We start from the raw sequence: 26441 nt of genomic DNA on the forward strand, positions 1-26441 counted from the left end.
AAAGTGCCCGCATGAGCACCAGCACCGGATTCGACATCCGACGGATCGGCGGCCGGATCGGCGCCGAGGTCCTCGGTGTCACACTCGCCGACGTCGACGACCCCGCGCTCGTCACCGACCTCAACTCCGCGCTCCTGGAGCACAAAGCGCTCCTCTTCCGTGACCAGCACCTGGACGACGCCGCCCAGCTCCGCTTCGCCTCCCTCTTCGGGGAGCTGACCACCGCACACCCCACGGTGCCGTCCGTCGAGGGGCAGCCCAGCATCCTGCCGGTCGACGCCGAGGGCACCCGCGCCAACCGCTGGCACACCGACGTCACCTTCGTCCGTACGCCCCCGAAGGTGTCCACCCTGCGCGGCATCGTGGTCCCGCCCTACGGCGGCAACACCCTCATCGCCAACACGGGCGCCGCCTACCACGATCTGCCCCGGCCGCTGCGCGAGCTGGCCGACACGCTGTGGGCCGTGCACACCAACGACTACGACTACGCCGCGCCGCCGAGGAACGACAAGGCGGCCGAGCACCGCAAGCGGTTCGTCTCCCGGAAGTACCGCACCGCCCACCCGGTCGTGCGCGTCCACCCCGAGAGCGGCGAGCGCGGTCTGTTCATCGGTGGCTTCGCCCAGAGTTTCGTCGGCCTCGGCCCGTCCGAGTCGCGCGATCTGCTGCGGATCTTCCAGTCGTATGTCATCCGCCCGGAGAACATCGTGCGCATCGCCTGGTCCCCGGGTGATGTGGTGGTCTTCGACAACCGCATCACCCAGCACTACGCGCCGGACGACTACGGCGATCTGCCGCGCCTGCTGCACCGGGTGACCGTGGCGGGCGATGCCCCGGTCGGTGTGGACGGCGAGCGCGCCTACGTCCTCGAAGGGGACGAGGCCGGCCACTACACCCCGGCCGCCGCCTGAGGACCACCGTCCTCCCCCACCGGAAAGGTGCCCGCCCGGTGTGCGCGATCCGCACACCGGGCGGGCCCGGCGTTGTGCCGCTACGCCCCTTCGCGGGCCGTGCGCGCCGCGCGGGCCAGGTCGAGGTCGGTGGTCTCCGGCGCCAGGAACTGTGACACGACGGCGCCGACCACCAGCACTCCGGCGCCGACCAGGAGCACGAACTCCGCGCCGAAGTGGTCGAGCCCCATCGGCAGCAGGAACGTACCGATCGCGGCACCCACCCGGCTCATGGCCGTGGCGAAGCCAACGCCCGTGGTGCGCAGGGATGTGGGGAACACCTCCAGCGGATAGACCGCGGTCAGCGCGGAGGAGGCGGCGTTGAGGAAGATGAAGAACAGGAAGCCGACGACGATGACGGGGGTGGAGGACGGCCACACCGCCACCAGGGCCAGACACGCGGCCGTGATCCAGAACGGCGGGATCAGCAGCCTGCGACGGCCGATCCGCTCCACGACCAGGCACCCCGCGGTGACACCGGCCACGGCGGTGAAGGAGTAGACGAGCAGCGCCGCCACCGCGTTGTCCCCCATGTGCAGTGCCTCGAAGACGTCCGTCCAGAAGGTGCCGATGGCGAAGTACGGCAGCACGAGGGCGGCCCAGAAGACGCTGGCGAACACCGTGGAGCGGAGATGCTGCCGGCTGAAGAGCGCGCGGAACCCGTCCTGCCGCACTTCGTCGCGCTCGTCGAGTTCCGCGGCGACATCCACCTCGATGCCGTACTTCTCGATCAGCGCCTCCGCCTCGTCCCGGCGCCCCTGGCTCAGCAGCCAGCGCGCGGACTCCGGGATGCCACCGCGCAGGGCCACACACACCAGCGCGATCAGCGCGCTGCTCGCCAGGGACCAGCGCCAGCCGCCGTCGACGGAGGTGAACAGCGCCCCCACGACCGTGGCCAGCGCATACCCCAGGTACCAGCTGATCTCCAGGCTCGCCAGCAGCCGCCCGCGGCCACGCCGGCCCGCGTACTCCGACAGCAGCGGCGCGCCGATCGCGTACTCGCCGCCGATCGCCACACCCATCACCAGCCGGATGAGGAAGAGCTGGGTGCCGTCCACGACGAAGAACTGGAGCACCGAGCCGACCAGGAAGATCAACATGTCGATGAGGAACACCGGCCGCCGTCCGAACCGGTCGGCCAGCCGGCCGAAGAGCGGCCCTCCGATGAAGATGCCGATCAGCGGTGCGGCACCGACCAGCCCCTGTTCCACGGAGGTCAGATGGAGGTCGTCGGTGATCGCCCCCATCGCGAGGCCGATGCCACCGATGATGTAGCCGTCGATTCCCTGGCCGATCTGGGTGGCCAGCTTCAGCTTGGTGTGCAGCCGCTTCCGTTCGCGTTCGGTGGCGGGTGCGCCCGGCGGTGTGCTGGGCTCGTTGTGCTCGGTCACAGGCGTCGTTGCCATGCGCGGGTCCTTATCTAGAGGGGGGGAGGGCGTCAGCCGGTCGGCCAGTCGAGGGCGATGTACTGCGTTTCCAGGAACGCCTCGATGCCCTCGCGGCCGCCCTCCCGGCCCAGACCCGACTGCTTGACACCGCCGAAGGGCGCCGCCGGGTCGGAGAGCAGGCCACGGTTGAGGCCGACCATGCCGCTCTCCAGGCGTTCGGCGATGCGCAGGGCCCTGGCCACGTCGCGCGAGTAGATGTACGAGGCGAGTCCGTGCACCGTCGCGTTGGCGCGGGCGACCAGTTCGTCCTCGTCGGTGAAGGTGGCCAGGGGCGCGACCGGCCCGAAGACCTCCTCGTTCATGATCCGGGCGTCCTCGGGGACGTCCACCAGGACGGTCGCCGGATGGTAGCAGCCGGGGCCCTCGGGCACGCTGCCCCGCGCGGCGACCTTCGCGCCACGCCCGACCGCGTCGTCGACCAGGGAGCGGATGGACTCCACGGCGGTCGGGTTGATCATCGGGCCGAGGGTTACGCCCTCCTCCAGACCCGCTCCGGCGCGTACCGCGGTCATGGCCGCCGCGAACTTCTCGGTGAACTCGGCGGCGACCGACTGATGGACGTAGAACCGGTTGGCGGCGATGCAGACCTCGCCACCGCCCCGCATCTTGGCGTCCATCGCACCGCGCACCGCGGCGTCGACGTCGGCGTCCGCGCAGACGACGAAGGGGGCGTTGCCGCCCAGTTCCATGGTCACGTTGACGACGTTCGCCGCCGCCTGCTCCAGGAGTTTCCGGCCGGTGGCGGTGGAGCCGGTGAAGGAGAACTTGCGGACCCGCTCGTCGCGGAGCCAGCCGGAGACCACCTCGGGTGCGCGGTCGGTGGGCAGCACGTTCAGCAGCCCGTCGGGCAGGCCCGCCTCGCTCATCAGGGCGGCGATCGCGAGGGCGGTGAGCGGGGTGTCCGGGGCCGGTTTGAGGAGCACCGGGCAACCGGCGGCGAGCGCCGGGGCGATCTTCCGGGTGGCCATCGCGGCCGGGAAGTTCCAGGGGGTGACGAAGGCGGTGACGCCCACCGGATGCCTGCGTACGACATGGCGGAAGCCGCCACCGGGCGCGTCGCCGAACGAGGAGCCGATCCGCACCGCCTCCTCGGCGAACCAGCGGAAGAACTCCGCCGCGTAACCGACCTCGGCCACCGCGTCCCGGTACGCCTTGCCGTTTTCCAGGACGATCAGGCGGGCGAGGGTGTCGGTGTGCTCACGCATCAGCGCGAAGGCGGTGTGCAGCACCTCCGAGCGACGGCGCGGCGGCGTCGTCCGCCATCCGGCGGCGGCCTCCTGGGCCGCGTCGACCGCCGCCACGGCGTCGCCCGGACCCGCCGCGGACACCTCGCGGATCAGCTCCGCGGTGGCCGGGTCGTGTACGGGAAACGTCCGTCCGTCCTCGGCCGCACACCAGCGGCCGGCGATGAACACATCGCCTTCGGCGAACGGCGCCTTGACGAGGGTTTCTATGCCGGGGAGGTTCATGAGCTGCTCTTTTCTCCGTTCCGAACGGGGGCTGGTCCGGTTCGCGGTGAATTTACGAGCGCGTCATACGGCCGACAAGGCCGCTTCTCGGATCGCAATGGTGGTTGCTGTCAGGGCAACTCACCGCATACGACAGGGAAGGGACGGGCGTGGGCCACCCGGCCCGGACGTCCTCAGGTGAGCCGTGCCCGGGGGAACGGGGTGTGCCGCGGCTCCCAGCCCAGCAGCGCGGAGACGCGTGCCGCCGCCTTGGCGGTGGTGCGGCCCGCCTGGTCCAGGCGGTCGCCGAGCCGGGACTTGGGCGCCGAGATGTTGATCGCCGCCACGACCCGTCCCCGGAAGTCGCGCACCGGCGCCGAGACTCCGACCAGACCGGCCTCGAATTCCTCGCTGACCCTCGCGTACCCCTGGCGCGACGCCTTCTGGATCAGCGCCCACAGCTCGGGAATCGGCGGGGTGGCGGTGGTGCCGAAGCGGACGTACAGCTCGTCGGGCGTGGCATCGGCCAGCAGCACACGCCCGGCCGAGGTCTGCCACGCGGGCACTCCGCGCCCCTCCCAGCCGTGGACGCGGAAGGAGTGTCCGGAGACCGAGAGCAGGGTGAGCACCTCGCGGTCGCTCAGGACACACAGATGGCTGGTCTCCTCCACGTTCGCCGACAGCGCGTGCATCACCGGTTCGGCCATGCGCACCAGCCGGTTCTGCGAGGTCCGCGCGACCAGTGAGAAGAGCCGCCAGCCCAGCCGGTACTCCAGGGTGTCGGGGTCCCGCTCCACGATCCCCGCGGCGGCCAGGGCCTTGAGGGCCCGCGAGACCTGGGTCTTCTCCCGGCCCACCAGCTGCGCCAGGCGTACGACGCCGAGCCCGCCGGCGTTCTGGGCCTCGTCGGAGGCGAGCGCCTCCAGCAGGTCGATGTCACGGCGCAGCCCGTGGCCGCGCTGGGCGGTGGTGTCTCCGGGGCCGGAGGAGTCGGCCCGGGGGCCCGCGCCGTGCGCCTCGGCGGGGTTCTCGGGGCCGTCGGTGCCGCGAGGGGGGAGGTTTGTCACGCGCGCCATCCTAAGGGCGCGCCCCGGGGAACCCCCAGGTCAGCCGCCGGGTTGTCGGGAGAGCAACCGGCATTTCGATTCCGGCGGGTGCCTTGCGAGGGGGTGGCGGCGGTTCTAGATTCGCCGCATCGGACCGGATGAACTGCGGTGAATGCGAGGTTCATCCCGTCGGTCCGCCGATTCCCCGCTCCCGGAGATCCAGGAGATCCCATGCCATCGCCTTTTGCCCCGACCGCCCTGATCGGCGAGTCCTTCGTCGGGGAGGGTGCCAACGCCGCGCATACGAACGTCGTGATCGGACGCAAGGGCGGACCCGTCGAGACGGCCTGGGCCACGGCGCTGGCCACGCCCAGCGCCGGACACGTCCCGTTCCTGACGATCGTGCGGCCCTCGGTCCCGGTGAAGCCGCTGACGCTGTTCGTCACGAAGGCCGCCGCCGAGGGTGAGCTGCACCAGCGCGCCACGTGGGGCTCCGCCCAGGCCGGTCTGGCGCAGGGCGTCACGGACGCGGTCCGGGACGGTCTGCTGCCCGCCGAGGAGGCCGACGACCTGCTGATCATCGCCGCGATCTGGGTGAATCCGGCGGTCGACGACCTGGATGTGTCGTTCCGCAACCAGCGCTCCGCCGCGTACGGCGCGGTGCGGGCCGCGGTGGACGCCACCCCGACCGTGGCCGATGTCCTCGCGACCGCCGAGGAAGGCCCGGCCAACCCGTTCTACGCCCCCTCCTCCGAGGCGCTCGTCCGATGAAGATCACGGACATCACCCTGGACCGGCTGCGGCTGGAGCTGGACCCGCCGTTCCGGGCCGCCTGGGACCCCGAGCCGCGGCGCCACTTCGACGCGACGATCGTCCGCGTCCACACCGACGAGGGGATCACCGGCATCGGCTCCGGGGATCTCATGGACGGCTTCGACACCTACAAGCACCTGTTCGTCGGCGAGGACCCGCTCGACATCACCCGGCATGTCAGAGCCATCGAGACCGCGAACTTCCACGGCGCCCACTACTGGCCGCTGGAGGCGGCGCTGTGGGACATCATCGGCAAGGTCCACGGCCGCCCGGTGGCGGAGCTGTTCGGCAACGCGGCCAAGAAGCTCCCCGCCTACGCCTCCTGCGGTGAGCTCAAATCGCCCGAGGAGCGCGTGGCCACCGCGCTGAAGGTCCGCGAGGCGGGCTTCCGCGCGATGAAGATCCGCATCGACCGCGACCGGGTGGACGAGGGGATCGCCGCGGTCCGCGCGGTGCGCGAGGAGCTGGGCGCGGACTTCGAGATCATGGTGGATCTGAACCAGTCGTGGCGCATGGCGGGCGACACCGCGGGCGCCACCGACCTCGCCCGGACCCGCAAGATCATCGCGCGGCTGGCCGAACTCGATGTGTTCTGGGTCGAGGAGCCGCTGCCCTACTGCGACGTGGCGGGCTTCAAACACCTGCGGGCGGAGAACCCCGGGGTGCGGATCGCCGCGGGCGAGATGCACCACTCCCCCACCGAGCTGCTGCGCTACCTCGAAGAGGACGCCCTCGACATCTACCAGATGGATGTGGTGCTCGCGATCGGCATGCACCGCGCCCGCACCCTGGCGGAAGTGGCGCGGCTCAAGCACCGCCACTTCACCCCGCACAGCTGGACCAACGGCATCGGTGTGCTCGCCAACCTGCACGTGGCGGCGGGAGTCGGCGGCGGCCCGTTCTTCGAGTTCCCCTACGACCCGCCCGGGTGGACCCCGGAGCGCCGGGACTTCATGCTCGCCGACCCGGTGCGGGTGGGCGGCGACGGCGACCTCGAGGTGCCCGCGAGGCCGGGACTCGGCATCGAGCTGGACGAAGACGCGATCGACCGGTGGAGGATCATATGACGCACGGCATCGACGCCCTGCTCTCCCGTACGCACGACCAGTGGCTGGCCGCGGCCGACCAACTGACCTTCGAGACAAGGCCGTTCATCGACGGCCACTTCACCGACGCCCTCTCCGGCGACACCTTCACCAGCATCTCGCCGCGCGATGGCGCGGTGCTCGCCAAGGTGCAGGCGGCCGGTGCCGAGGACGTGGACCGTGCCGTACGCGGTGCGCGCGACGCCTTCGAGGACGGACGCTGGCGTGACCTCCCGCCCAAGGAGCGCAAGCGCGTCCTGCTGCGCTGGGCCGACCTGATCCGGGAGAACGCCGAGGGGCTCGCCCTCCTCGACACCCTGGAGATGGGCAAGCCCATCACCGAGTCCGTGCGGATCGACGTGGACAAGGCCGCCGAGACCATCGCCTGGTACGCCGAGGCCATCGACAAGACCTACGACGAGGTGGCGCCGACGCCCGGGGACGCGCTCGCCCTGATCACCCGGGAGCCCCTGGGTGTCGTCGGCGCGGTCATCCCGTGGAACTACGCGCTGCTCATCGCCAGTTGGAAGCTGGGCCCGGCCCTGGCCACCGGCAACAGCGTCGTCCTCAAGCCCGCCGAGCAGACGTCCCTGGCCGCCCTGCGCCTGGCCGCCCTCGCCACCGAGGCGGGTCTGCCGGACGGGGTGTTCAACGTCGTCCCCGGGCGCGGCGAGGTCGCCGGGCAGGCGCTTGGCCGCCACCCCGAGGTCGACAAGATCGCGTTCACGGGCTCGGTGGAGGTGGCCCGGCTCTTCCAGGTGTACGCGGGCGAGTCCAACGGCAAGCAGGTGGCCGTCGAGGCGGGTGGCAAGTCGCCCCAGCTCGTGCTGGCGGACGCCGACATCGAGGCCGCCGCGTCGGCCGTGGCCTGGGGCATCTTCTACAACGCCGGGCAGACCTGCAACGCCGGTTCCCGCGTCGTGGTCCACGCCTCCGTCAAGGACCGGCTCCTGGACGCCGTGCGCCGGATCACCGACGACACCTTCCGGATGGGTGACCCGCTCGACCCGGCCACCGTCATGGGCCCCCTGGTCGACGAGAACCAGCTGGCCTCGGTCCTCGGCCATGTCGAGCGTGGTGTGGCGGACGGGGCGACCGTGGTGTTCGGCGGTGGCCGCACCCTCACCGAGTCGGGCGGCAGCTATGTCGAACCGACCGTCCTGGACGGGGTGGTGAACACCTCCGCCGTCGCCCAGCAGGAGATCTTCGGCCCGGTCCTGGCCGTCGTCTCCTACGACGGTGACGCCGACGAGGGGATCCGGCTGGCCAACGAGACCGACTACGGGCTCGTCGCCTCCGTATGGACCCGTGACGTGGCCGTCGCCCACCGCGCCGCGAAGCGGCTGCGGGCCGGGACGGTCTGGATCAACACCTTCGACGCCAGTGATGTCATCACCCCGTTCGGCGGCTTCAAGGCCACCGGCGCGGGCCGTGACAAGTCGCTGCACGCGCTCGACGCGTACACCGCCCTCAAGACCACCTGGGTCAACCTGGCCTGAGCCGGACACGGTTCACGGCCACCTCCACAACGCCCCTCTCCCCTTACTTTCTCTTCTCACCACAGCGAGGACAACGATGAGGATCGGTTTCATCGGCCTGGGCAACATGGGTCGCCACATGGCCCGCCACCTGATCGAGGCGGGTCACCAGGTCACCGTGCACGACATCCGCCCCGAGGCCGCCGCGGAGCATCTCGCGCTCGGCGCCGGATGGGCCGACACGCCCGCCGCGTGCGCGGACGGCGTGGAACTCCTGATCACCAGCCTGCCGACGCCGCGTGTCGTCGAGGACGTCCTGCTGCGCGGTGGCGCCGCCGCGGCCCTGGCGCCGGGGGCTCTGTGGGTCGACATGTCGACCTCGACCCCGGCGGCCGCCGAGCGAATCGCCGCCGAGGTGCTGGACGCCCAGCAGGTGCGCCGGCTCGACGCGCCCGTCTGCGGGATGTCGCACGGCGCCGACTCCGGCACCCTGCAGATCTTCGTCGGCGGTGCCGAGGACGACTTCCGGGCCGCGCTGCCCGCGCTGGAGGCGATGGGCGACCCGAAGCGCATCCTGCACATCGGCCCGCTCGGCGCCGGTTACACGGTCAAGCTGCTGCTCAACCTGCTGTGGTTCAGCAAGCTCGTGGCCACCTCGGAGGTGTTCGCGATGGGCGCCAAGGCGGGCGTCGACCTCGGTCTGCTGCGTGATTCCCTGCTCAAGAGCTCCGCCTCGTCCTACTTCCTGGAGCACGACTTCATCCGCGTCCTCACCGACGGCGACTACGACGACTCCTTCGCCATGGTCCTCGCCTGCAAGGACCTCGGCCTCGCCATCGACCTCGGCCGCGACCTGGGTGTGCCCACCGAACTGTCGGCGGTGGTCGAGCAGATCTTCCGCCGCTCCAGGACCGAGCACGGCGACCTCGCGGGCGAGATGAGCCCCGTCCGCCTCTACGAGGCCCTCGCCGGGCAGGAGTTCCGGCTGGCCATCCAGGCCACCGCGCCAGTGGGCGCGACCGTCGCGGTCTGACGACGAGCGAACGCCACCCCGCACCACGACGTCAGGAGCCGCACCCATGACCCCTTCCGGGCCCGGCGGTCCCACACCGCTGAGCATCGACCCCACCTGCCGTATCGAGTTCGGCCCCGGCCGCATCGACCGGCTCCCCGCCCTGATCGCGGCAACCGGCCACGATCGCGCCTTCGTCGTCACCGACCGCGGTCTGCGCGCCGCGGGTGTCCTCGAGCCGGTCCTCAAGGCCCTCGGGGCCGCCGGGCTGGAGTACGCCGTCTACGACGAAGTGGCGCCCAATCCGTCCACCACCAACGTCGACGCGGGTGCCGCACAGGCCCGTACGTTCGGTACCGCCGCGGTCGTCGCCCTCGGCGGGGGCTCCGTACTCGACGCGGCGAAGGGCATCGCCCTGCTGGTCGGCAACCCGGGCGCCACGGCCGCCGACGCCGACGACCTCTGGGAGGCGGGCGACGGGCTACCGCTCGTCGCGATCCCCACCACCTCCGGCACCGGCGCCGAGACCAACGGCTTCGGGGTCATCGAGGACACCGCCGCCTGCCGCAAGGTGTACATCGGCCACCCGTCGGTGAAGCCGTGCGTCGCGCTGCTCGACCCCGAGCTCACCCTGGGCCTGCCCGCGCCCGCCACCGCCGCCACCGGGATCGACGCCCTCGTGCACGGCATCGAGTCGCTGGCCTCGCGTGGCGCGAACCCGATCTCCACCGCCTATGCGACGCAGGCCGTGGCCATGGTCAGCCGCGCCCTGCCCACCGCGTACCGGAACGGCTCGGACCTCGACGCCCGCGCCGAGCTGATGCTGGGCGCCCATCTCGCGGGCCAGGCACTCACCCTCTCCGGGCTCGGGCTCGTCCACGGCATCGGCCATGTGCTGACCGCGCACACCGGCACGCCACACGGCGTCGCCCTCGCCGCCGTCCTCGAGGAGGTGATGGAGTTCAACGCTCCCGCCGCACAGGGCGCCTATGAACAGGTGGCGCGGGCCATGCGCCTCGCACCTCCCGCCGACGGGGACTGGGCGCGGGCAGCCATCGACGGAGTACGCGAGATCGCGGGCACCGTCGAGGTGAAACGCCCCCTGAGGACGCTCGGCGCCGACCGCGCCATGCTGCCCTCCATCGCCGCCGGGGCGGTGGCGGACCCGGTGACGAAGAACAATCCGCTACTCCCCGATCAGACGCGGGTCCTGAACATCCTCACCACCACCTACTGATCGCCACCGCATACTGATCAGCACCCCAGGTTGATCCCGGCGCCTGGATCGTGACCCCGGCGATCCAGGTGCCGTGGCAATGGCTGTCACATCCGCGGACCCGACGGTGTCTTCATGCCGAACCGGCACACGTTCGGCTGCCGCGTGTGTCCGGGTGGAAGCGGCCGGAACACGTGGCGGCCCGGCGGCCGCGGACGCGGGTGAGCCGGTCGGAGCAGCAGGCCGTGGTGGAGCGGTTCCTGGTCGCGTTGCGGACCCGCGTTCGAGACGACGCCCGTATGGCTCAACGGCGCCCCCGCGGGACGGCTCGCCTTCGACGGCGAGCCGTCCGCGGTGAGCCTCCTGGTGGAGAACGGGCGGGTGGCCCGGATCTACGTGGTGAGAACCCCGGGGAAGCTGACCCGGCTGGACGTACCGGCCGAGCTCGCCAGGTGAACCACGCCGCTGCCGCTCTGGCGTCGTGGGTGTTCCGGGCGGTGAGTACCGCCGCCCGGAACACCCACGACCACGCGGAACGCGCTAGTGGTGCCAGCCGTGCCCGCCCGTGTTGTGGATGAAGCGCTGCAGCACCTTCATGGTCGTCAGGTACTCCTCGTCGGAGATGCCCGCGTGCCGCTCCGCCCACAGCTCGTCCTGGAGGGCCGCGGCCTTGTCGTACAAGGCCCGGCCCTCCTCCGTGCTGCCCAGGCGTCCCTCGGCGTCCTCGGTGATCCAGCCCAGGGCGATGGCCCGGTCGATCTCCGCCTCCATGACCTCCGGACCGGCGTCGAGATAGTTGCGGAGGAGGCCGGACACCTCAGCGCGGGTCTTGACGGTGTCGGCGCGTGCGACCTGGGCGATGACCCACCACTGTGGCTGGGTGACGCCGATCCCGGCGAGAGCGGCCTGGATGCGGCTGACCACGGCCTTGTAGGCCGCCCAACTCCAGTACCCGATGGGCTGCTTGAGCAGTTCGGGGTCGCTGTGGGAATACTCCATGGCCGGTCCCTCCGTCGTTGCGTGAACTCGTGTGACGATGGGATCGACCGTAGAAGTTGAACCTAAGTTGAAGTCAAGGTGGTCACCCGGCGGTGGCGGTCGGTCAGCGGTCGGCCGTCAGCAGACGGACGCGGCCCGTGCCGGGCAGGGCCGGGTCGAACGCCGGAGGGACGGGCCGGGCGTGGCGCTCCGCGAGGTCGGTGAGGGATTCCTCCGCGGCGCTCCAGCCGTGGTCCGCGAGCCAGTTGGCGGGAGGCTGCGTCATCTCGTTCTTCCACAGCGAGGACAGCATGCCCATGATGCCCTCCGGTGAGGCGGACGCCGCCTCCCGGGCCTGGTCGGTGTTCACCATCGACCGGGTGACATGTTCCACCCCGAGGTGGCTGCCCGGCGCGGACAGCGCGGTGATCCGGTCGAGCAGACGGTCCGCGTCGCGCTCGGGCAGGTAGACGAGTATCCCCTCGACCAGCCAGGCCGTCGGCACGTCCTCGCGGAAGCCCTGCTTCGCCAGCAGCGAGGGCCAGTCCTCGCGCAGATCGGCGGCGATCACCTCGCGCTCGCAGCGCGGCTCCTCGCCCTGGAGGACGCGTTCCTTGAAGTCGAGCACATTGGGCTGGTCCAGTTCGAAGAGGCGTGTCCCGTCCGGCCAGTGCAGCCGGAAGGCACGGGTGTCCAGGCCCGCCGCGAGCAGGACCGCCTGGCGGCAGCCCGCGGCGCACGCCTGGATGAAGTAGTCGTCGAAGTACCGGGTGCGCAGGGCGAAGTAGTCGCCCATGGCCTCGGTGAACAGCTTTCCCTGTCCCTCGGTCCAGACCGCCTGCTGCTCGGGGCCCGCGGCGTCGACGAAACGCGTGGCCAGGGTGTCCTCGAACAGCCGGTCCGGGCGCCGGCTCTCGTCCGCGCGGGTGATGCCCACGAACAGCGCGGTACTGCTGACTCCCGCCAGGCGCTCGTGTCCGTCGGTCACGTGGTCCTCCGCTTCGTGTGGTTGTCTCTCATGTCCTCTCCCCCGTTCATGAGCGTGTCGTTCCCGCTCACGAGCGTGTCGCTCCAGCTGATGAGGCGGTGCGCTCACGGTACGCCGCACGGTCGAAGCGGACGCCGCCGCGCCAGATCGCCTCGATCGACCGGGTGCGTGTGATGTCCTGCGTGGGGTCGCCCTCGACGAGGACGAGGTCCGCGCGCCGGCCCGGCGCGATCACTCCGCGGTCGGAGAGACCGAAGTGCGCGGCGGGGGCCGAGGTGGCCGCGGTGAGCGCCGCCGCCGGAGTCAGTCCGGCCTCCACCAGGAGGGCCAGTTCGGTGTGGAGACTGGCGCCGTGGACGACCGGGCAGGCGCGGTCCGGCCGGTAGTTGGTGTCGGTCCCCGCCAGCACGGGCACACCTGCCCGGTGCAGACGGGCCACGCTCGCCAGGGCGTGGGTGAAGTGGTGCTCGGGGGACTCCTTCTCCACGCAGAGGCCCTCGTGGCCTTCCGCGATCGCGGTACGGGCGTGGCCCGGCAGATAGGCGACGATGCGCGGATCGTCCGCCAGCGATCGTCCCGTACGGGGCCGGGAGGAGGTCTCCGGGGCGGACGCCTCCAGCATGGCCAGGGTGGGGATGGCGACCCGCTTCTCGTCCGCGGTCCGGCTGACGAACGCGTCGTCCAGAGCCGCCTCCAGCGGAAGGTGCGTCAGCATGTCCACACCGCTGTCCAGGGCGAGTCGCGCGGACCATCCGGCGGACACATGGGCCACGGTGAGCAGGCCCCGACGCCGCGCGGCGTCGGCGAGCGCCGTCACGGTCGCCCGGTCCAGGGCGGGCAGCGACATCCCGTGGTTCGCGCCGTCATCCACGATGATCTTGATGAAGTGAGCGCCCTCCGCCTGTCGCGCGGCCACGAACGCGTCGGCCTCATCGGGCCCGGCCACCGTCGGCAGCAGCGGCATGGCATGGCCGGGGTGCCCTCCTGGCGCGCTTGCCACCAGCCCCGAGCTGCGCATATCGGCGAGGTCGGCACGTTCGCCCGCCGCCGTGCACAGGGCCTGGGTGAGCTCCGGCGGGCCCATGAACATGTCCAGCTCGGTGGTCACACCGAAGGCCAGCGCCAGTTCGAGATTGCTCTCGGCGCCGAACACATGCGTATGCGCGTCGATCAGGCCGGGCAGCAGCGTCAGGCCCGTTCCGTCGATCACATCGGCCGACGCCGACGCCGACGCACCCGAAGCCGCGGCGGGCTCCGTCAGGACGCGTGTGATGACCCCGTCGGCGAACTCCACCGCCCCGGAGCCCAGCAGCGCTGTCCCGTCGAAGATCCGCACCTTGTCGATGATCACCGGCCGCACCTCTCTCACCGTCCGATCGCGATCGCTGTGGAGCCGTAGAAACACAGCAGGTTGAAGAAGAGCACAAAGCCCATCGCCGGGAGCATCAGCCCGGATGGCTGTCTGCGCACGAGGAAGCGCCAGGCGCCGAGGGCGGGGAAGACGATGCTCAAGGCCGGCAGCAGGCCCCGCGTCCCGAAGAGCAGGAGTCCCAGTGCCACCGCGCCCACGGCGAGAGCGAGGCACACGGCCGCGCTGCCGCGCGGGCCGAGCACCTCCGAGTACAGCCGTGCCTCCGGGTCCCGCCGCCACTCGGTCTTCCGGGCGAACTCGAACTGGAGGAAGGCGCAGGCGAACATGGCCAGCAGCGGGACGGCCCGCCCGTCGCCGTCGATCGCGTCGCCGGTCAGCAGCGAGACATAGAGGTAGACGGAGAGCAGCAGCTGCACCGGGTAGCTGACGAGGAGGTTGGCGATGAGGGCCTCGCCGATCCGCGGCGACCAGCGCTCCAGCGCGACCAGGAACAGCGTGTATCCGAGGGCGAGCAGGATCAGCAGCACGGAGAGGGCCGAGACGAGTGCGTTCAGCACGACGACGACCACCGTGATCAGCGCCATGGCGCCGCGCAGCTCCGCCACCGTGATGGCGCCCGTCACCAGGGGCCGGTCCGGGTTGTGCCGGCGGTCGTACTCCAGGTCCTTCTGCTCATCGACCATGCGGGCGAACAGCAGGGCCAGCACCACGCTCACCGCGCGCACCGCGGTCGCCCCGGAGGGTGTCCAGTGCGAGGAGGGCCCGGAGAGTGCCTCGGCCGAGCCTTCCAGGGCCAGGGTCCACAGCACGCCGTAGGTGACGTAGATCTGCGGGCGGAACATCCGCAGGACGAAACGGCCCAGCCGGGCCGGCACGCGGGTGGCGGTCAGGACATCGCTCACCGCCGCCACCGTCTCCCGGACCTGGGACGGTCGAGCGTGCCGGGGGCGGCGGTCATATCGGCCGCGCTTCCGTGTTGGCCGGTGTGAGGCGCAGTTCGCCGTCGGCGATGGTGTGCCCGGCCTGCTTCATGACGCAGCGCAGAACGGCGCTCGTCCCGTCGCCGTCCGCCCGGACGCTCTCGCAGGTGATCGGCAGATCCAGCTCGCCGAAGCCCGTGAAGCGCGCCTTCAGCCCCGTGAGGACGGCCGACGCCGACGGCAGCGCCCCGGTTTCCACGGCGGTGGCGAGGCTCAGCTGCCGGAACGCCTCAAGGGTCAGCATGCCGGGGACATGGTCCAGGGGGTGGTCGAACAGCACGGGGTGACTGGTGTCGACGAGCAGTCGCGCGGCCCCCATCTCCGCTCCGTCCGGGGGGAGTTGGAGCCGAAGCGGGGAGATGACCACGTTCGCCGCGTCCCTGCGGTCGACCAGGGCCTCGCCGATCCGCTCCCCCGGCTCACAGGCCGTGAACGTGGCCTGGACGGGCAGCCCCAGCGTCGCCCGCACGTCCTCGCGCGTCGCTTGCCACTGGGCGGGCGTCAGCCAGGACATGGAGCCGTCCAGCGTCGCCACCACGCGGTCACCGATCAGCGCGGTGTAGGACAGCCGCGCCCCCTTCAGGCCCTCGCGGCCACGGAAGCGGCGCACGATGCGGCAGCGCAGCACCACCTCGGTGGGTACGTCACCTACCGCGAGCGCGGTGATGTCCGCGTCGCGCAGGGCGATGTCCCGCAGGATGAACTTCGTGCCGAACGGGTTCTCGAACAGATCGTGGCCCAGCATGAGGAGCGACTGCCGGACGGCCTCCACCAGGACCATCGGGTCGTAGACGTGGCGGCAGCCCGCCGTGTCCCGGTAGAAGGCGTGTGAGCGGGGTATCTGCACCCCGATGTCGAGGGTGTCCTCGTCCCGGGCGAGCACGCCGGTCAGAAACACCTCGCCCAGGCTCAGCCGGTGGACGAGCTCACGCGGCACCGTCTGGCTGAATTCCACCGTGTCCATGCTTCCCCCTCCGTGTTACCGAACCGCCGACCGCGCCGGGTGGTGCTGCCAGTCGGACACACTGACTCCACCGAGCACGGGGGCCAGCCCCTTGCGCTTCATGGGCAGGACATGGGAGCCGACGATCACCGTGTCCCAGGCGTCGAGCGGCAGCCCGGCCCGCCAGACGGCTTCGATCAGCCGCCGGTAGCCCTCCTGCTCCCCGGCCGCGAGCCGGGTCGCGCGCAGCTCGTCCCGGACGGCGCCGGGGGCCAGGGATTCCTCCGCCTCCGCCACGGCCCGCTTGAGCCGTTCCGCGGCCGGTTCGAAGGAGAGATCCCGCTCGGGCACCTCGCCGTGCAACCGCTCGCCAAGCTCACGCGCGCGGGCCGACTGGTCCTCACCCGCCAGCGCGGAGGCGTAGACCCGCTGCCGGAGCGCCGCACCGAAGTAGATGCCCAACTCCCTTGCCACATCGGCGGGTTCGTCGGGAGTGTGGACGAGGTTGAGAAGATAGCTGTAGCGGCCGGTGGCGTAGCGGAGCTGGCCGGGGACCCGGGCCAGCGGATCGGTCGGGCCCTTCCGCTCGGTCAGGACGACCGACGCGGGTGCGCTCGGCAGGGCCGCGGCCCCATCGGCGTCCTGGCGCACCACGAGCACCACCGCGTCGCAGGTGTCGGTGAACAGGTCGGCGAGACGGCGGCGCTCCGGTGTGGCCAGGTTCCACTGGAAGTACCACAGCGCCCGCACGGTGTTGGGGGTGAGCCGGGTGCGTTCCGCGGCCACGATCCGGAAGCCCTCCCGGGCCAGCCAGTCGACGGTCGTCGGCAACTGCCTGCTGACCACGGCGTCGGGCTTGAGCAGCAGCGCGGCGTGCCGGTGGAGGAAGCCGTCGACATCGGCGGTGAGGGTGGCGAGCTGTTCGACGCTCTCCAGGAAGTAGGTGTCCGAGCCGAAGAGGACGCGCTTGCGCGGATCGCAGCTGAGGGCCGGGGATATGTCGTCGCCGAAGGGCCGGCCGTCCGTCGTGTCGTCGGTCATCGGCCGGCTCCGTTCACATCGCTCGCGGTCGGGCTGGTCCCGTTCGCCGTCGGGGTCGCGTCCGGGCCGGTGATGTTCAGCCGGGCGAGCACCTCGGTGGCGTCGGGCGGCGGCGCGCCCAGGTAGCCCGTCTCCAGGCAGTGGTCGATCAGCGCGCGCAGGAAGTCCTGCCCGTCCGCCGGTGGCCTGCGGGTGGCGAGGCCCGCCGTGTGGGAGTCGTCGAACCGCGTCCGGCGCCGGAAGTAGCTCTCGTAGAGCGTCATGACACGCTCGTAGTACGCCCGCTCCCGGCGGGGCAGCCGCTGGGCGTCGAAGCTCGTCGGAGGCACGAACCTCGGCACCTGGAACGGCGGGTACTCGGCCATCACATCGGAGAAGTCCCGCAGCGTCAGCGGTGCGCCCACCGCGTGGAAGGTGCGGCCCGCCGCCTCCTCGAACCGGTGGGTGACCTCGGTGATGATGTCCGCCACATAGTCCACGGGCACCAGGTCCAGGCGCGCCTCGTACTGGCCGGGGATGGAGCGGACCTTGCCCTCGGTGGCCAGTTTGAGGACGACGTAGATGTTCTTGTAGTCGCGCACCACACCGGTGTGCTCGTCGCCGACGACGATGCTGGGGCGGACGATCGCGGCTCGCACCCCGTCGGCCTGGGCCTTGTGCACCAGGGTCTCGGCCCGGAACTTGCTGTCCTCGTAGGCGTTGGCGAGGCGCTGGCCCTCGTCCAGCTCGGTCTCGCGGATCAGCCCGTCGCGCTCACCGCACACATAGGCGGTTCCCACGTGCACGAGGGGCACACCGCCGGCGCGGGCCAACTCCAGGACGTGGGCGGTGCCGTCGACATTGACCGCCTGGTAGACCTCGTCGGGGAGGCCGAAGTCGGTGATCGCGGCGCAGTGCACGATCCGGTCGAGGCCGTCCGCGACCAGCGCCTGGTACGCGGCCTCGGGCAGACCGAGCCGGGGCTTGGTGACATCGCCCGGCAGGCAGGTGACGGCGTCCGGCTCCAGCGGGGTGCCGTCGTTGCGCATGACCACCGGCTGGTTGTGGACCAGGGCGGTGACCTGGTGCCCGGCCGCCACCAGCCGGGCGGTGACCTCCGCACCGACCAGCCCGGCCGCGCCGGTCACCAGAATCCTCAAGCGCTCCGTCATCGGCCCGCCTCCGCCTGCCGTGCCTCGGTCTCTCGGCGTACTTCTGTCACCAGGCGGACGATGTCGCCGAGCGTGGTGACCGTGGCGGTCCTCTCCTGGGGGAGCTCCCCGAGCCCGAAGCCCTGCTCCAGCGCCAGCGTCAGTTCGATGAGCCGGAGCGAGTCATAGGCCAGATCCGCGATGAGCGCGGTGTCGTCGGCCAGGGTGGTGCCCCCCGCGGGCGCCATCGCGCCGACGATCGCGTACACCTTGCTCCGCGTCTCGTCCTCGTTCGGCGATGGTGTGCCGGTGCTTGACGTCAACGTTGCTCCCTCAGCGTCAGGTGGTGGCGAGATGCGGCTGCGCGCCACCGCTGGACAGCAGATCGCTCGCCTCGTCGATGGGCAGGTCCGCGTCGAGGTGGGCGCCGAGGCGCAGCCAGTCGTAGCCGATCTCCAGGGTCTGCCGCCATCCGTCCGAGGAGTCGAAGGAGGACGGGAAGCCGTGCGCGCCGATCGTGTGCCGGACCAGGGCGACGAAGTCGTCCAGCGCGGTGAGCGCCGCGCTGCCCTGAGCCACGGACGCGATCGTGAGCGTCGCGAGGTGCCGGGCCTTCGCCCGGATCTCGTCGGTGTCCGCTCCCGCCGGGAGGAGGGACAGCCTGCGGACGACCTCGGAGTCCGGGGGCAGCGGATTGACTCCGTAGGCGCTGAGCACGCCGCGCAGCGCGGCCCGCAGTATCCTCCGGGCGCTGAGTTCGGCGACGCTCCACTGCTCGCGGTCCAGGGCGCCGGTGAGGTCCTCGCGGGCGTTCTCCACCAGCACGTTGGACCACACGAGGGTCATCGCGGCGGCGCTGAACCGGCGGGCGGGCATGGGCACCAGATCGATGCCCTCCGCACCGCCGACCGCCGCCCCGCCCACGGTGACGATGGGCCGCGCGATGCTCGGTGGCGGTGTGACGGGGCCGGACGGAGCGGCCAGCGGCATGGCGGGGACGATCGGTCCTTCGCCCTTCCACGCCACCTTCACCAGGCCGAACCGGAGGAACTGGGCGATCCGCGGGCCCGCCTGTGGTGCTCCTGACGCGTCCGCCACGGCCACTACGCTCCCCAGGGGCCGGCCGAAGACGACCGAACGCCAGGCCCGCGCCGCCCGGTCGCCGAGGACGAACACATCCTGCTTGTCGCGTACGACATGCACACGGTCGCCGGTCTGCCAGGTGGTCACCCCGGTGGCCCTGGCCACGGTGATCCGCTCGGAGTCGGGTTCGGCGCCCGCCACCCCCAGATCGGCCGTGAGCCGGACGCCCGCGGTGATGTACTCGGCGGTGCCGAGGCCCGACGCCTCCAGCGAGGCGAGCGTCCGGTACCGGTCACACAGCGGCTGGTCACCGATGCGGTCCAGCTGCATGGGCAGCCACTTCGGCTCCAGATATGCCTCTCCCCGCGCCGCCGCCCAGGACTTCACCGCCTGGATCAGTCCGGCTTCGGTCCATGCCGCGGCCTCCTCCTCCTGGCCGAGCTCCCGCAGGGCGAGCGCGTAGCGGATCGACTGGCGTGCGTGATGTGCCCACCACTCCCGCATCGTGTCCTGGAAGTCGTCGAGGGACATCAGCCCCTTGACCTTCGCCACCAGGTCCGGATTGCGCAGCGGGAAGCTGCGCAGCAGACGCTGACAGCGGTTCAGCAGATCCTCCGGGACGGCGCCCACGTGGCCGCGCGTGTCGGTGGTGATCGCGGAGAACTGCTCGGCGAGCTGCCGCACGGAGCGGGTCCTGACCTCGACCCGACGCCCGTCCAGGAACAGCAGCGAGGGCATGGTGGGCAGGTCGGCGTCGCTGTCCGCGATGAGCAGGAAGTCGATGTCGGACGAGGAATTGCCGAAGCCCTCGGCGATCGAACCTTCGAGGACCACAGCGCAGTTGGCGACGGAGTTGATCCGCGGAATGGTCTTGTCGAGCAGGTTCTGCAGATAGTCCTCGCTGAGGATCACACGGGCCTCCCGGTCGTGACATGGGCCGTCTCGGGGACGCGCGCGTCTTTCTCGAGGACGCCCGCGTCTTTCTCGAGGACGCCCGCGTCTTTCTCGAGGACGCGCGCGTCTTTGAGGCGGCCCGCTCGCAGCTCTTCCCACATGTGGCGACGTCTCGGCTTGCCGCTGGACGTCTTTCTGATCAGCCCGCTGCGCCCGGTGACGACGGTGATGGCGACCTCGTCGCCGAGTGCGCCGCGCAGGACCAGCGTGGCGTCCTCCACCCACGCGCCCTCGGCCTGCTCCGCGAACAGCGTCACCGAGGTGCCGCCGGTGCCCTCGACGCCGACGACCGCGCACTTCTCCCGGGCGATCCCGGTCGCGGAGACCACCTTCGCCTCCAGGTCCTCCATGTAGACGCTGCGTCCGCGCGCCTTGAGGCTGTCGCCCATCCGGCCGAGCACGAACAGCTCGCCCCGGTGGAAGAACCCGGCGTCCCCGGTCCTGATGCCGCCGTCGGTGAACCGTGTGGAGCCGGTGCGCCCGGCGTGGTAACCGCTCGTCACCGAGGGGCCCGTCACCTCGATCTCGCCGAGGTGCCCGTCGGGCAGGGCCCGTCCCCCGTCGTCGACCACCGTGGCGCCCACCCCGTCGCCGGGGCCGCCGCAGCCGATCAGCCAGCCGTCCTCAACGTCGGAGGACGTCTTCGCGGAGCTCGCGAACTCGCCCTCCTCCTCGATGGTGACGGGGCCTCCGAAGCGCAGCGCGCCGGTGTCCACGCGCACGGTCGGCGCGGGAGCGTCGGAGGTACGGACGGTCACCGCGAGCGTCGCCTCGGCGAGCCCGTACGACGGCAGGTAGACGGACGGGGAGAATCCGGCGGGTGCGGCGAGCCTGGCGAAGTGCTCCAGCGCACGGGGGTCGATGGGTTCGGCGCCGACGATGGCGTTGCGCCACGCGGACAGGTCCAGGTCCGCGAGCCGGTCGCCGAGCCGCCGGACCGCGTACTCGAACGCGAAGGGCGGGGCGGCGGTGTGCGCGGCGACGGCGAAGCACCGCAGCCAGCGGGCCGGATCGCGGATGAACTGCTCGGGGCGCATGAGCCACAGATCGTCCCTCACGCTCACGGGGGTGAGCAGACAGCCGATGAGCCCCATGTCGTGGTGGAGCGGCAGCCAGGAGGCTCCGGCGTCGCCCGCGCGCCAGCCGAGTGTGCTCCGGATCAGCGCGAGATTGGCCTCCAGGTTCGCCCAGGTGACCCGGACCCCGCGGGGCCGGCTGCTGGAGCCCGAGGTGAACTGGAGGAGGGCGAGTTCACCGGGTTCGCGGGGCTGGATCTCGTCGCCGTCATCGCGCCAGATCCACGGCTCGCGGTCGGAGCCCGCGGCGGCCAGTACCCGCTCGGCCAGGGGCGCGAGTCCCTCGGCGGTGATGGTGACGGCGGCCTCGGTCTGCCGCAGGATCCCGGCCGCGTGCTCCACGTACTCGGCCTCGGCGGCGAACGACGGCGGGGGGATGAGACAGACCGTGGCGCCCGCGGCCCAGACGCCGAAGAGCGACGACAGACACGGGAAACCGGTGGGCAGGAGGACACACACCACGTCGCCGGGGCGTACCCCTTGTGCCGCCAGTGATCCGGCCACCCGCCGTGCGGAGGCGGCGAGTTCGGGGTATCCGTGGAACTCCCAGCCGCCTCGGTCGTCGGCGAGGTGGATGCCTCGGCCGTGGAGGTCTCCGGCAGCCGTCCGAGGAGGATCCGGCAGCCAGGAGAGCAGTGCCTCACTCACTCTTCGCGTCCTTCGCCTTCTCGGCCTCGGTCCCGGCCCCGCCGTCCGTTCCGGCCCCGGTGTCGCTTCCGGCCGGGGTGTCGGTTTCGGCCGGGGTGTCGTCGTCCAGGAACGTGATCGCCCCCGTCCCTCCGTCCACCCTCAGCCGCATACCGGTCTCCATCTCCGTGACCGCGCCCTTGACCTGGACGACCGTCGGAATGCCGAGCTCACGGGCGACGATCGCCACATGCGTCAGCGGGCTGCCCCGCTCGATGATGAGCGCCGAGGCGGACGGCAGCGCGGCGACCCAGCCCGGATCCGTGCGATAGGTCACCAGGACACCGCCGTTCACATCCACCGGAGTGTCCGTGACGACGGCGCGGGCCTCCACCACACCGGGGCAGGACGGGGTGCCGCGCAACTCCCGGACGCCGGTGCGCGCCACGCCGCCCTTCACAAAGCCGGCCCGCTCCAGATTGCCCCGCCAGTAGGCGGCCCCACGGGTGGTGAACCGGGACGGCGCGGACAGCTGCTCGTCCTCGGCCCGCTGACGCTTGCGCAGCTCCACGAGGCCGCGCAGATCGGTGTGCGCCGTCGTGCCCTCGTAGGCGCCCCGCAGCTCCTCCAGGCGCAGGAAGAAGACATCGTTCCAGTGGTCGATCGCCCGCATCCTGGCGAGATCGCGGCCCATGGCGCGCAGCATCCGCTTCGCCGAACCGAAGGCGCGGGTGCGGCAGAACCTCAGCCGCTCCCGGTTGTAGAGGGAGGTCTGTGCCTTGCGGCGGACGACGTTGTAGAGCATCCGGCGCGGCCCGCGCAGGTGCTCGTCCAGATAGGCGTCGGCCTTGTCGCCGGAATGGGCGTCCACCTCGGGCAGCGCGGCGCGCACCATGGCGAACAGGGTCGACGGGTCCTCCCGCAGATCCGGCACTTCGAGCTTGAGTTCGTCGAGGCTGCGATAGCCGTACGCGGCGACGTACTCGTCCACCGAGGCGAGGAACGCGGTGTGGCCGCCGTCGCGCAGCGCCTGATAGGTGTCCGCGGCCGGGGTCTCCTGGACGAGGCGGCTCAGTTCGGCGTCGTCGCGGACGGTGGCGGCGAGGGCCGACAGCGCACGGGCGGGTTCGATGGACTCCACCCGGGAACCGGGGCTGGCGGCGCTCCAGGTGAGCCACTCGGGGGCATCGGGCAGCCAGCCCCTGTTCAGCAGGGCGAGTGCGCCGATGGACCAGAGAATCGTCGCGTCCAGGGTCTGCATCGGACCCCACTTCTCCAGCAGGTCCTTCTCCAGCGCGCGGAATCGCCGGTAGACGTCCTGGCCCTCCATCGCGTCGTAGTCGACGTTGTCGAACTCCTCGTAGGCCTTGTAGAAGTAGGCCATGAATCGTTCTACAGAGCGGTTCATGGTGAGGAAGCGGCGTACGAAAGCGGCCACCGTCCTCGCGCGGGACAGCCGACCGCGCAAGGAGGAGGAGAAGGTGTACGGGTAGATGGTCTCGGCCATTTCGTCGTCGAGTGGCTCCTCGACGCCGATCGCGACCTCCAGTACTTTCCTGTTGAGTTCATACAGTGGCGCGATCCGCACCATCCGATACCAGTGGAGCAGGTTGTAGTACACCCGGCCATGGAAATAGCCGAGCATTTGAGGAGCCCATTCCTCGATCTCGCGCAGTGCGTCGGGCGGGACCCGGAGCCCTCGGGCGTAGTATTCGTAGACCCTGCCGTAGACATTGGCCGCGAAGCTGTAGGTCAGCGGTGAAACGATTCCGGAGAAGCTCTCGACGATGTTGGCGTTGTCCCAGATCCGGAGTTCGCCTTCACTCGGCCCTAACTGATCCTCCGATGGCTGGATCGCATCCGGCAGCGCGGTGATCGGGCGGGCCTGCAAAATCCACAGGGCGTCATCCGCGAGCGCCCACTCGATGTCCTGCGGAGTGTCGAAGACCGCCGCGATGTGTGCCCCGGCCTCGTGCAGCCGTGCTATGTCCTTCGGCTCCAGCGACAGCTTCTCCCGGTCGGCCCGCTCCACTTCGGCGACCAGATATCCGGAACCCGCCGGATCCAGGTGATAGCGCTCCCGCTTGTCGCCGAGCACGGTGTCGTCCACCGCGCCCGTGGCGCCGTCGAGGACGACGGTGTCGGCGTCCACCGCGCCCGATACCAGGCCCTCGCCCAGTCCGTACACGGAACTGACCACATACTGCCGCCGGTTGCCGGTCACCGGGTTGGCGGTGAACATGACGCCGCTGCGCTCGGCGTCCACCATGTCCTGCACCACGACGGCGATGCCCGCGTCGCGCGGCGGCAGCCCGTGGCGCAGCCGGTAGTGCAGCGATCGCTCGGAGAACGCCGAGGCCCAGCACTTCTTGACGTGCGCCATCACCTCGGGGAGCCCGGACACATTGAGGAAGGTGGCGAACTGTCCGGCGAAGGAGAGCTCCGAGCCGTCCTCCTCGAGGCCGGAAGAGCGCACCGCGACCCGGGGGCGCCCGACATGCGCATACGCTTCTTCGACGACCGACGCGGCCTCGTCGCTCAACTCCCCCGACTCGATGATTTCGGCCAACTGCCGGGAGATTCTGCTCGCATTGTCCTGGGTGACCTCGGCGAGGAGATCCTGGATGCGTCCCGCCTCGTCGAGTGCGGTGATGAATTCCTGGAACACATCGAGCCCGACGACTGCCCACCGGGGGACGGCGAGCCCGTTCCTGGAGAGCTCATGGAGATTCCTCCCCTTCCCGCCCGCCAGCTTCGCAGCCTCACCTGGGAGGCTGTCGTCGACTATGGCTCGCATCGGTTTCCTTGACCTCCGGGCACGCATGTCGCGAAACACACCCCGCTTGATCACGAGGAAGTTTCACCGTACCCCACGGGTCTGGCGATCGCGATCCTTCCCCCTCTTTATACAAGGCCACTTCATGACGTCCTGGCCACTTCATGACGTCTTGATTGAAGACGTCCTGACACTTTGGCTGGTTGCTACGCATTTCCCTAGCGATTGTCGGCCAACCACCCCTGGCGCTCGGCGTTCGCTGGGGGTAGTAGTGAGCTGGTAACCCTAGGATCCTTGCCATTGCTCCCCCCGTTTCCTGCCCCCACGCCCTTTGTTCTCCCCGGCCGGTGGCGAATCCCTGGTGGGCCGCATAGTGGCCACTAGTGGCCGCCGGCTCATGGACGCCGGAGAACTGAGCGGACACTGGACAACTGGAGAAAAACCGATGTCCCTGCTTCCTCCCGGCTCCCGGCAGCCCGCCCTTCTGCAGACCATGCGCATGCGCGACCCGGTCCACTACTTCGCGTCACTTCGGCGGCGCTACGGTCCCGTGTTCCGCATGCAGCTGATCGGTTTCCCGCCCCAGGTGGTGGTGTCCACCGCGGAACTCGCCGCGGAGATCTACAGCACGGACGGCGACGGCAACCGGGCCGGGGCGCTGCGCGCGGGATACGTGCCCTGGCTCGGCGACTATTCGCTGTTCACGAACGACGGCGAGCCGTGGTGGCGGCACCGCAAGCTGCTCAGCCCGGCCCTGCACGGCCGGTCCATCGCGAGCTACCCGGACCTCATCGCCGAGATCGCCGCGGAGGACATCCGGACGTGGCCGCTCGGCAGGCCGTTCGCGCTCCAGGAGCATATGCAGGCCATCACGCTGGAGGTCACCCTGCGGCTGGTCTTCGGGATCCGCGACGTCACCCAGCTGGCCCGGCTGCGGACGTTACTCCTCACCCTGTCCAAGGCCAGTGGCTCCCCGCTCCTGTTCCTGATGCCCGCGCGACTGCGGGCTTGGGCGGAGAAGTCACCGCTGGCGATGCGCGTACCGGTGCTGCCGACGACCCGCACCATGAAGGCAAGCGCGGCGGTGGACGAGATCCTCTTCGCCGAGATCGCGCGGCGCAGGGACGAGGAGGACGGCGACGCCACCGATGTGCTGGGGCGGTTGCTCCAGGCGCGGGACGACGAGGGCCGCTCGATGAGCGACCAGGAGATCCGCGATGAGCTGCTCACCCTGCTGGAGGCCGGACTCGAGACCACGGCGACCGGCCTCTCCTGGGCCTTCGAACGGTTGATGCGTTCCCCGGACGTACTGCGGCGGCTGCAGGAGGAGTTGGCGCGGGGCGAGGACGACAGCTACCTCGAAGCGGTCGTCAAGGAGGTGCTGCGGCTGCGCCCGGTGATCACCGGCTCGGGGCGGCTGCTGGACAAGCCGCTGCGGCTCGGCGGATACGAGATCCCGGCCGGATGGGTGGCCATCCCCATGTTCTCGCTCATCCACCAGGACAGCGAGGCGTATCCGGACCCCGAGGAGTTCCGGCCGGAGCGGTTCCTCGGCGAGGGCGCCCAAGCGGCGCAGAAGTCGTTCCTGCCGTTCGGCGGCGGCCGACGCTACTGCGTCGGCGCGCAACTCGCCATGATGGAGCTGAAGGTGATCATTCGGGAGGTGCTGCGGAGGGTGGAGCTGACCGCCGCCGACCCCGCGCCGGAGGCCCAGCGCATGTGGCACGTCACCCTGGTCCCGGGAAAGCGCGCCGTCGCCGTGGCCCGCGAACAGCCCCTGAACCGCGCACCGTTGAGCGAGGAACCGAGGTGTCCCGTGCACCCGGCCCCGCCCGAATAGGCCATCACCCGCGCGGTGGGTCCGTGGCCGCGAGTCGGTCGCCGAGGGGACTTCGCCGGTACAGCACCTGCCGTCCGTGGCGCGCCCGGGTGACCAGCCCCGTGGCGTACAGGACGCGCAGGTGCTGGGACACGGCGCTCGGAGTCACCCTCACCTG

21 protein-coding genes and 2 pseudogenes are annotated in these 26441 nt (G+C 70.9%); 8 read left to right on the forward strand and 15 right to left on the reverse strand.

Translation table 11 applies throughout. The annotated features are described in order from the left end of the window. The first annotated feature begins 11 nt into the window (after positions 1-11). Positions 12-911 carry a TauD/TfdA dioxygenase family protein gene (locus tag JK364_RS02740; RefSeq protein WP_201847100.1) on the forward strand — a complete coding sequence of 300 codons (900 nt, stop codon included), beginning with the start codon at positions 12-14 and terminating at the stop codon, positions 909-911. Positions 912-991: 80 nt separating this feature from the next. On the opposite strand, the gene JK364_RS02745 is transcribed toward JK364_RS02740, so the two are convergent. The 3 genes from JK364_RS02745 to JK364_RS02755 all read right to left on the reverse strand — a co-directional run bounded on the left by JK364_RS02745 (position 992) and on the right by JK364_RS02755 (position 4913). Next, a complete protein-coding gene (locus tag JK364_RS02745) occupies positions 992-2356 on the reverse strand; it encodes an MFS transporter (RefSeq protein WP_201847101.1) in 1365 nt (454 codons plus the stop codon). A 32-nt stretch (positions 2357-2388) separates the two neighbouring features. Further along, on the reverse strand, positions 2389-3867 hold the full coding sequence (locus tag JK364_RS02750) for an NAD-dependent succinate-semialdehyde dehydrogenase (protein WP_201847102.1): 1479 nt from the start codon (positions 3865-3867) through the stop codon (positions 2389-2391). Positions 3868-4040: 173 nt separating this feature from the next. Continuing rightward, positions 4041-4913 carry an IclR family transcriptional regulator gene (locus JK364_RS02755; protein ID WP_201847103.1) on the reverse strand — a complete coding sequence of 291 codons (873 nt, stop codon included), beginning with the start codon at positions 4911-4913 and terminating at the stop codon, positions 4041-4043. Between the two features lie 210 nt (positions 4914-5123). On the opposite strand from JK364_RS02755, the gene fae reads away from it, so the two are divergent. The 6 genes and pseudogenes from fae to JK364_RS02785 all read left to right on the forward strand — a co-directional run. Further along, entirely contained in the window at positions 5124-5663 is a 540-nt protein-coding gene (gene fae, locus JK364_RS02760) for a formaldehyde-activating enzyme (protein WP_201847104.1), read from the forward strand. Next, positions 5660-6772, forward strand: coding sequence for a mandelate racemase/muconate lactonizing enzyme family protein (locus JK364_RS02765; RefSeq protein WP_201847105.1), 1113 nt, complete (start codon positions 5660-5662; stop codon positions 6770-6772). Before fae ends, JK364_RS02765 begins: the two co-directional genes overlap by 4 nt. Continuing rightward, a complete protein-coding gene (locus tag JK364_RS02770; protein ID WP_201847107.1) occupies positions 6769-8289 on the forward strand; it encodes an aldehyde dehydrogenase in 1521 nt (506 codons plus the stop codon). Before JK364_RS02765 ends, JK364_RS02770 begins: the two co-directional genes overlap by 4 nt. Positions 8290-8365: 76 nt before the next feature. Next, complete coding sequence (locus JK364_RS02775) at positions 8366-9301, forward strand: NAD(P)-dependent oxidoreductase (RefSeq protein WP_201847109.1); 936 nt, start codon at positions 8366-8368, stop codon at positions 9299-9301. A 46-nt stretch (positions 9302-9347) separates the two neighbouring features. Further along, entirely contained in the window at positions 9348-10517 is a 1170-nt protein-coding gene (locus JK364_RS02780; RefSeq protein ID WP_201847111.1) for an iron-containing alcohol dehydrogenase family protein, read from the forward strand. 167 nt (positions 10518-10684) lie between these two features. Next, positions 10685-10952: pseudogene (locus tag JK364_RS02785) on the forward strand (RNA polymerase subunit sigma-24); the annotation flags it as partial. A gap of 84 nt (positions 10953-11036) precedes the next feature. Here the strand turns inward: JK364_RS02785 and JK364_RS02790 are convergent. The 11 genes from JK364_RS02790 to JK364_RS02840 form a co-directional block, all read right to left on the reverse strand. Continuing rightward, positions 11037-11495 carry a MarR family winged helix-turn-helix transcriptional regulator gene (locus JK364_RS02790; protein WP_201847113.1) on the reverse strand — a complete coding sequence of 153 codons (459 nt, stop codon included), beginning with the start codon at positions 11493-11495 and terminating at the stop codon, positions 11037-11039. A gap of 103 nt (positions 11496-11598) precedes the next feature. Next, positions 11599-12462, reverse strand: coding sequence for an SAM-dependent methyltransferase (locus JK364_RS02795; RefSeq protein ID WP_201847115.1), 864 nt, complete (start codon positions 12460-12462; stop codon positions 11599-11601). Positions 12463-12529: 67 nt separating this feature from the next. Beyond that, positions 12530-13822 carry an amidohydrolase family protein gene (locus tag JK364_RS02800; RefSeq protein WP_201847117.1) on the reverse strand — a complete coding sequence of 431 codons (1293 nt, stop codon included), beginning with the start codon at positions 13820-13822 and terminating at the stop codon, positions 12530-12532. A gap of 5 nt (positions 13823-13827) precedes the next feature. Next, entirely contained in the window at positions 13828-14736 is a 909-nt protein-coding gene (locus tag JK364_RS02805) for a UbiA family prenyltransferase (protein WP_201847119.1), read from the reverse strand. 52 nt (positions 14737-14788) lie between these two features. Then, complete coding sequence (locus tag JK364_RS02810; protein ID WP_201847121.1) at positions 14789-15778, reverse strand: ScbA/BarX family gamma-butyrolactone biosynthesis protein; 990 nt, start codon at positions 15776-15778, stop codon at positions 14789-14791. Between the two features lie 15 nt (positions 15779-15793). Next, the gene (locus tag JK364_RS02815) at positions 15794-16798 is read right to left on the reverse strand and encodes a nucleoside-diphosphate kinase (RefSeq protein ID WP_201847123.1); all 1005 of its coding nucleotides are present in this window, start codon (positions 16796-16798) and stop codon (positions 15794-15796) included. Next, positions 16795-17949, reverse strand: coding sequence for an SDR family oxidoreductase (locus JK364_RS02820; protein WP_201847125.1), 1155 nt, complete (start codon positions 17947-17949; stop codon positions 16795-16797). Before JK364_RS02820 ends, JK364_RS02815 begins: the two co-directional genes overlap by 4 nt. After that, complete coding sequence (locus JK364_RS02825; protein WP_201847127.1) at positions 17946-18251, reverse strand: acyl carrier protein; 306 nt, start codon at positions 18249-18251, stop codon at positions 17946-17948. The genes JK364_RS02820 and JK364_RS02825 overlap by 4 nt, the downstream gene beginning before the upstream one ends. A gap of 16 nt (positions 18252-18267) precedes the next feature. After that, entirely contained in the window at positions 18268-19923 is a 1656-nt protein-coding gene (locus JK364_RS02830) for a hypothetical protein (protein WP_201847129.1), read from the reverse strand. Continuing rightward, positions 19920-21689 carry an AMP-binding protein gene (locus JK364_RS02835; RefSeq protein ID WP_201847131.1) on the reverse strand — a complete coding sequence of 590 codons (1770 nt, stop codon included), beginning with the start codon at positions 21687-21689 and terminating at the stop codon, positions 19920-19922. The genes JK364_RS02830 and JK364_RS02835 overlap by 4 nt, the downstream gene beginning before the upstream one ends. Then, entirely contained in the window at positions 21682-24465 is a 2784-nt protein-coding gene (locus tag JK364_RS02840) for a phosphoenolpyruvate synthase (protein ID WP_201847133.1), read from the reverse strand. The genes JK364_RS02835 and JK364_RS02840 overlap by 8 nt, the downstream gene beginning before the upstream one ends. Positions 24466-24889: 424 nt before the next feature. Between JK364_RS02840 and JK364_RS02845 the strand changes: the two genes are divergently transcribed. Next, positions 24890-26284, forward strand: coding sequence for a cytochrome P450 (locus tag JK364_RS02845; RefSeq protein ID WP_201847135.1), 1395 nt, complete (start codon positions 24890-24892; stop codon positions 26282-26284). 4 nt (positions 26285-26288) lie between these two features. Here the strand turns inward: JK364_RS02845 and JK364_RS02850 are convergent. After that, a pseudogene (locus tag JK364_RS02850) lies at positions 26289-26438 on the reverse strand (ArsR/SmtB family transcription factor); the annotation flags it as partial. Between the last annotated feature and the right edge of the window lie 3 nt (positions 26439-26441).

Source organism: Streptomyces endocoffeicus, assembly GCF_016741935.1.
In the GTDB taxonomy this organism is placed as follows: Bacteria; Actinomycetota; Actinomycetes; order Streptomycetales; family Streptomycetaceae; genus Streptomyces; species Streptomyces endocoffeicus.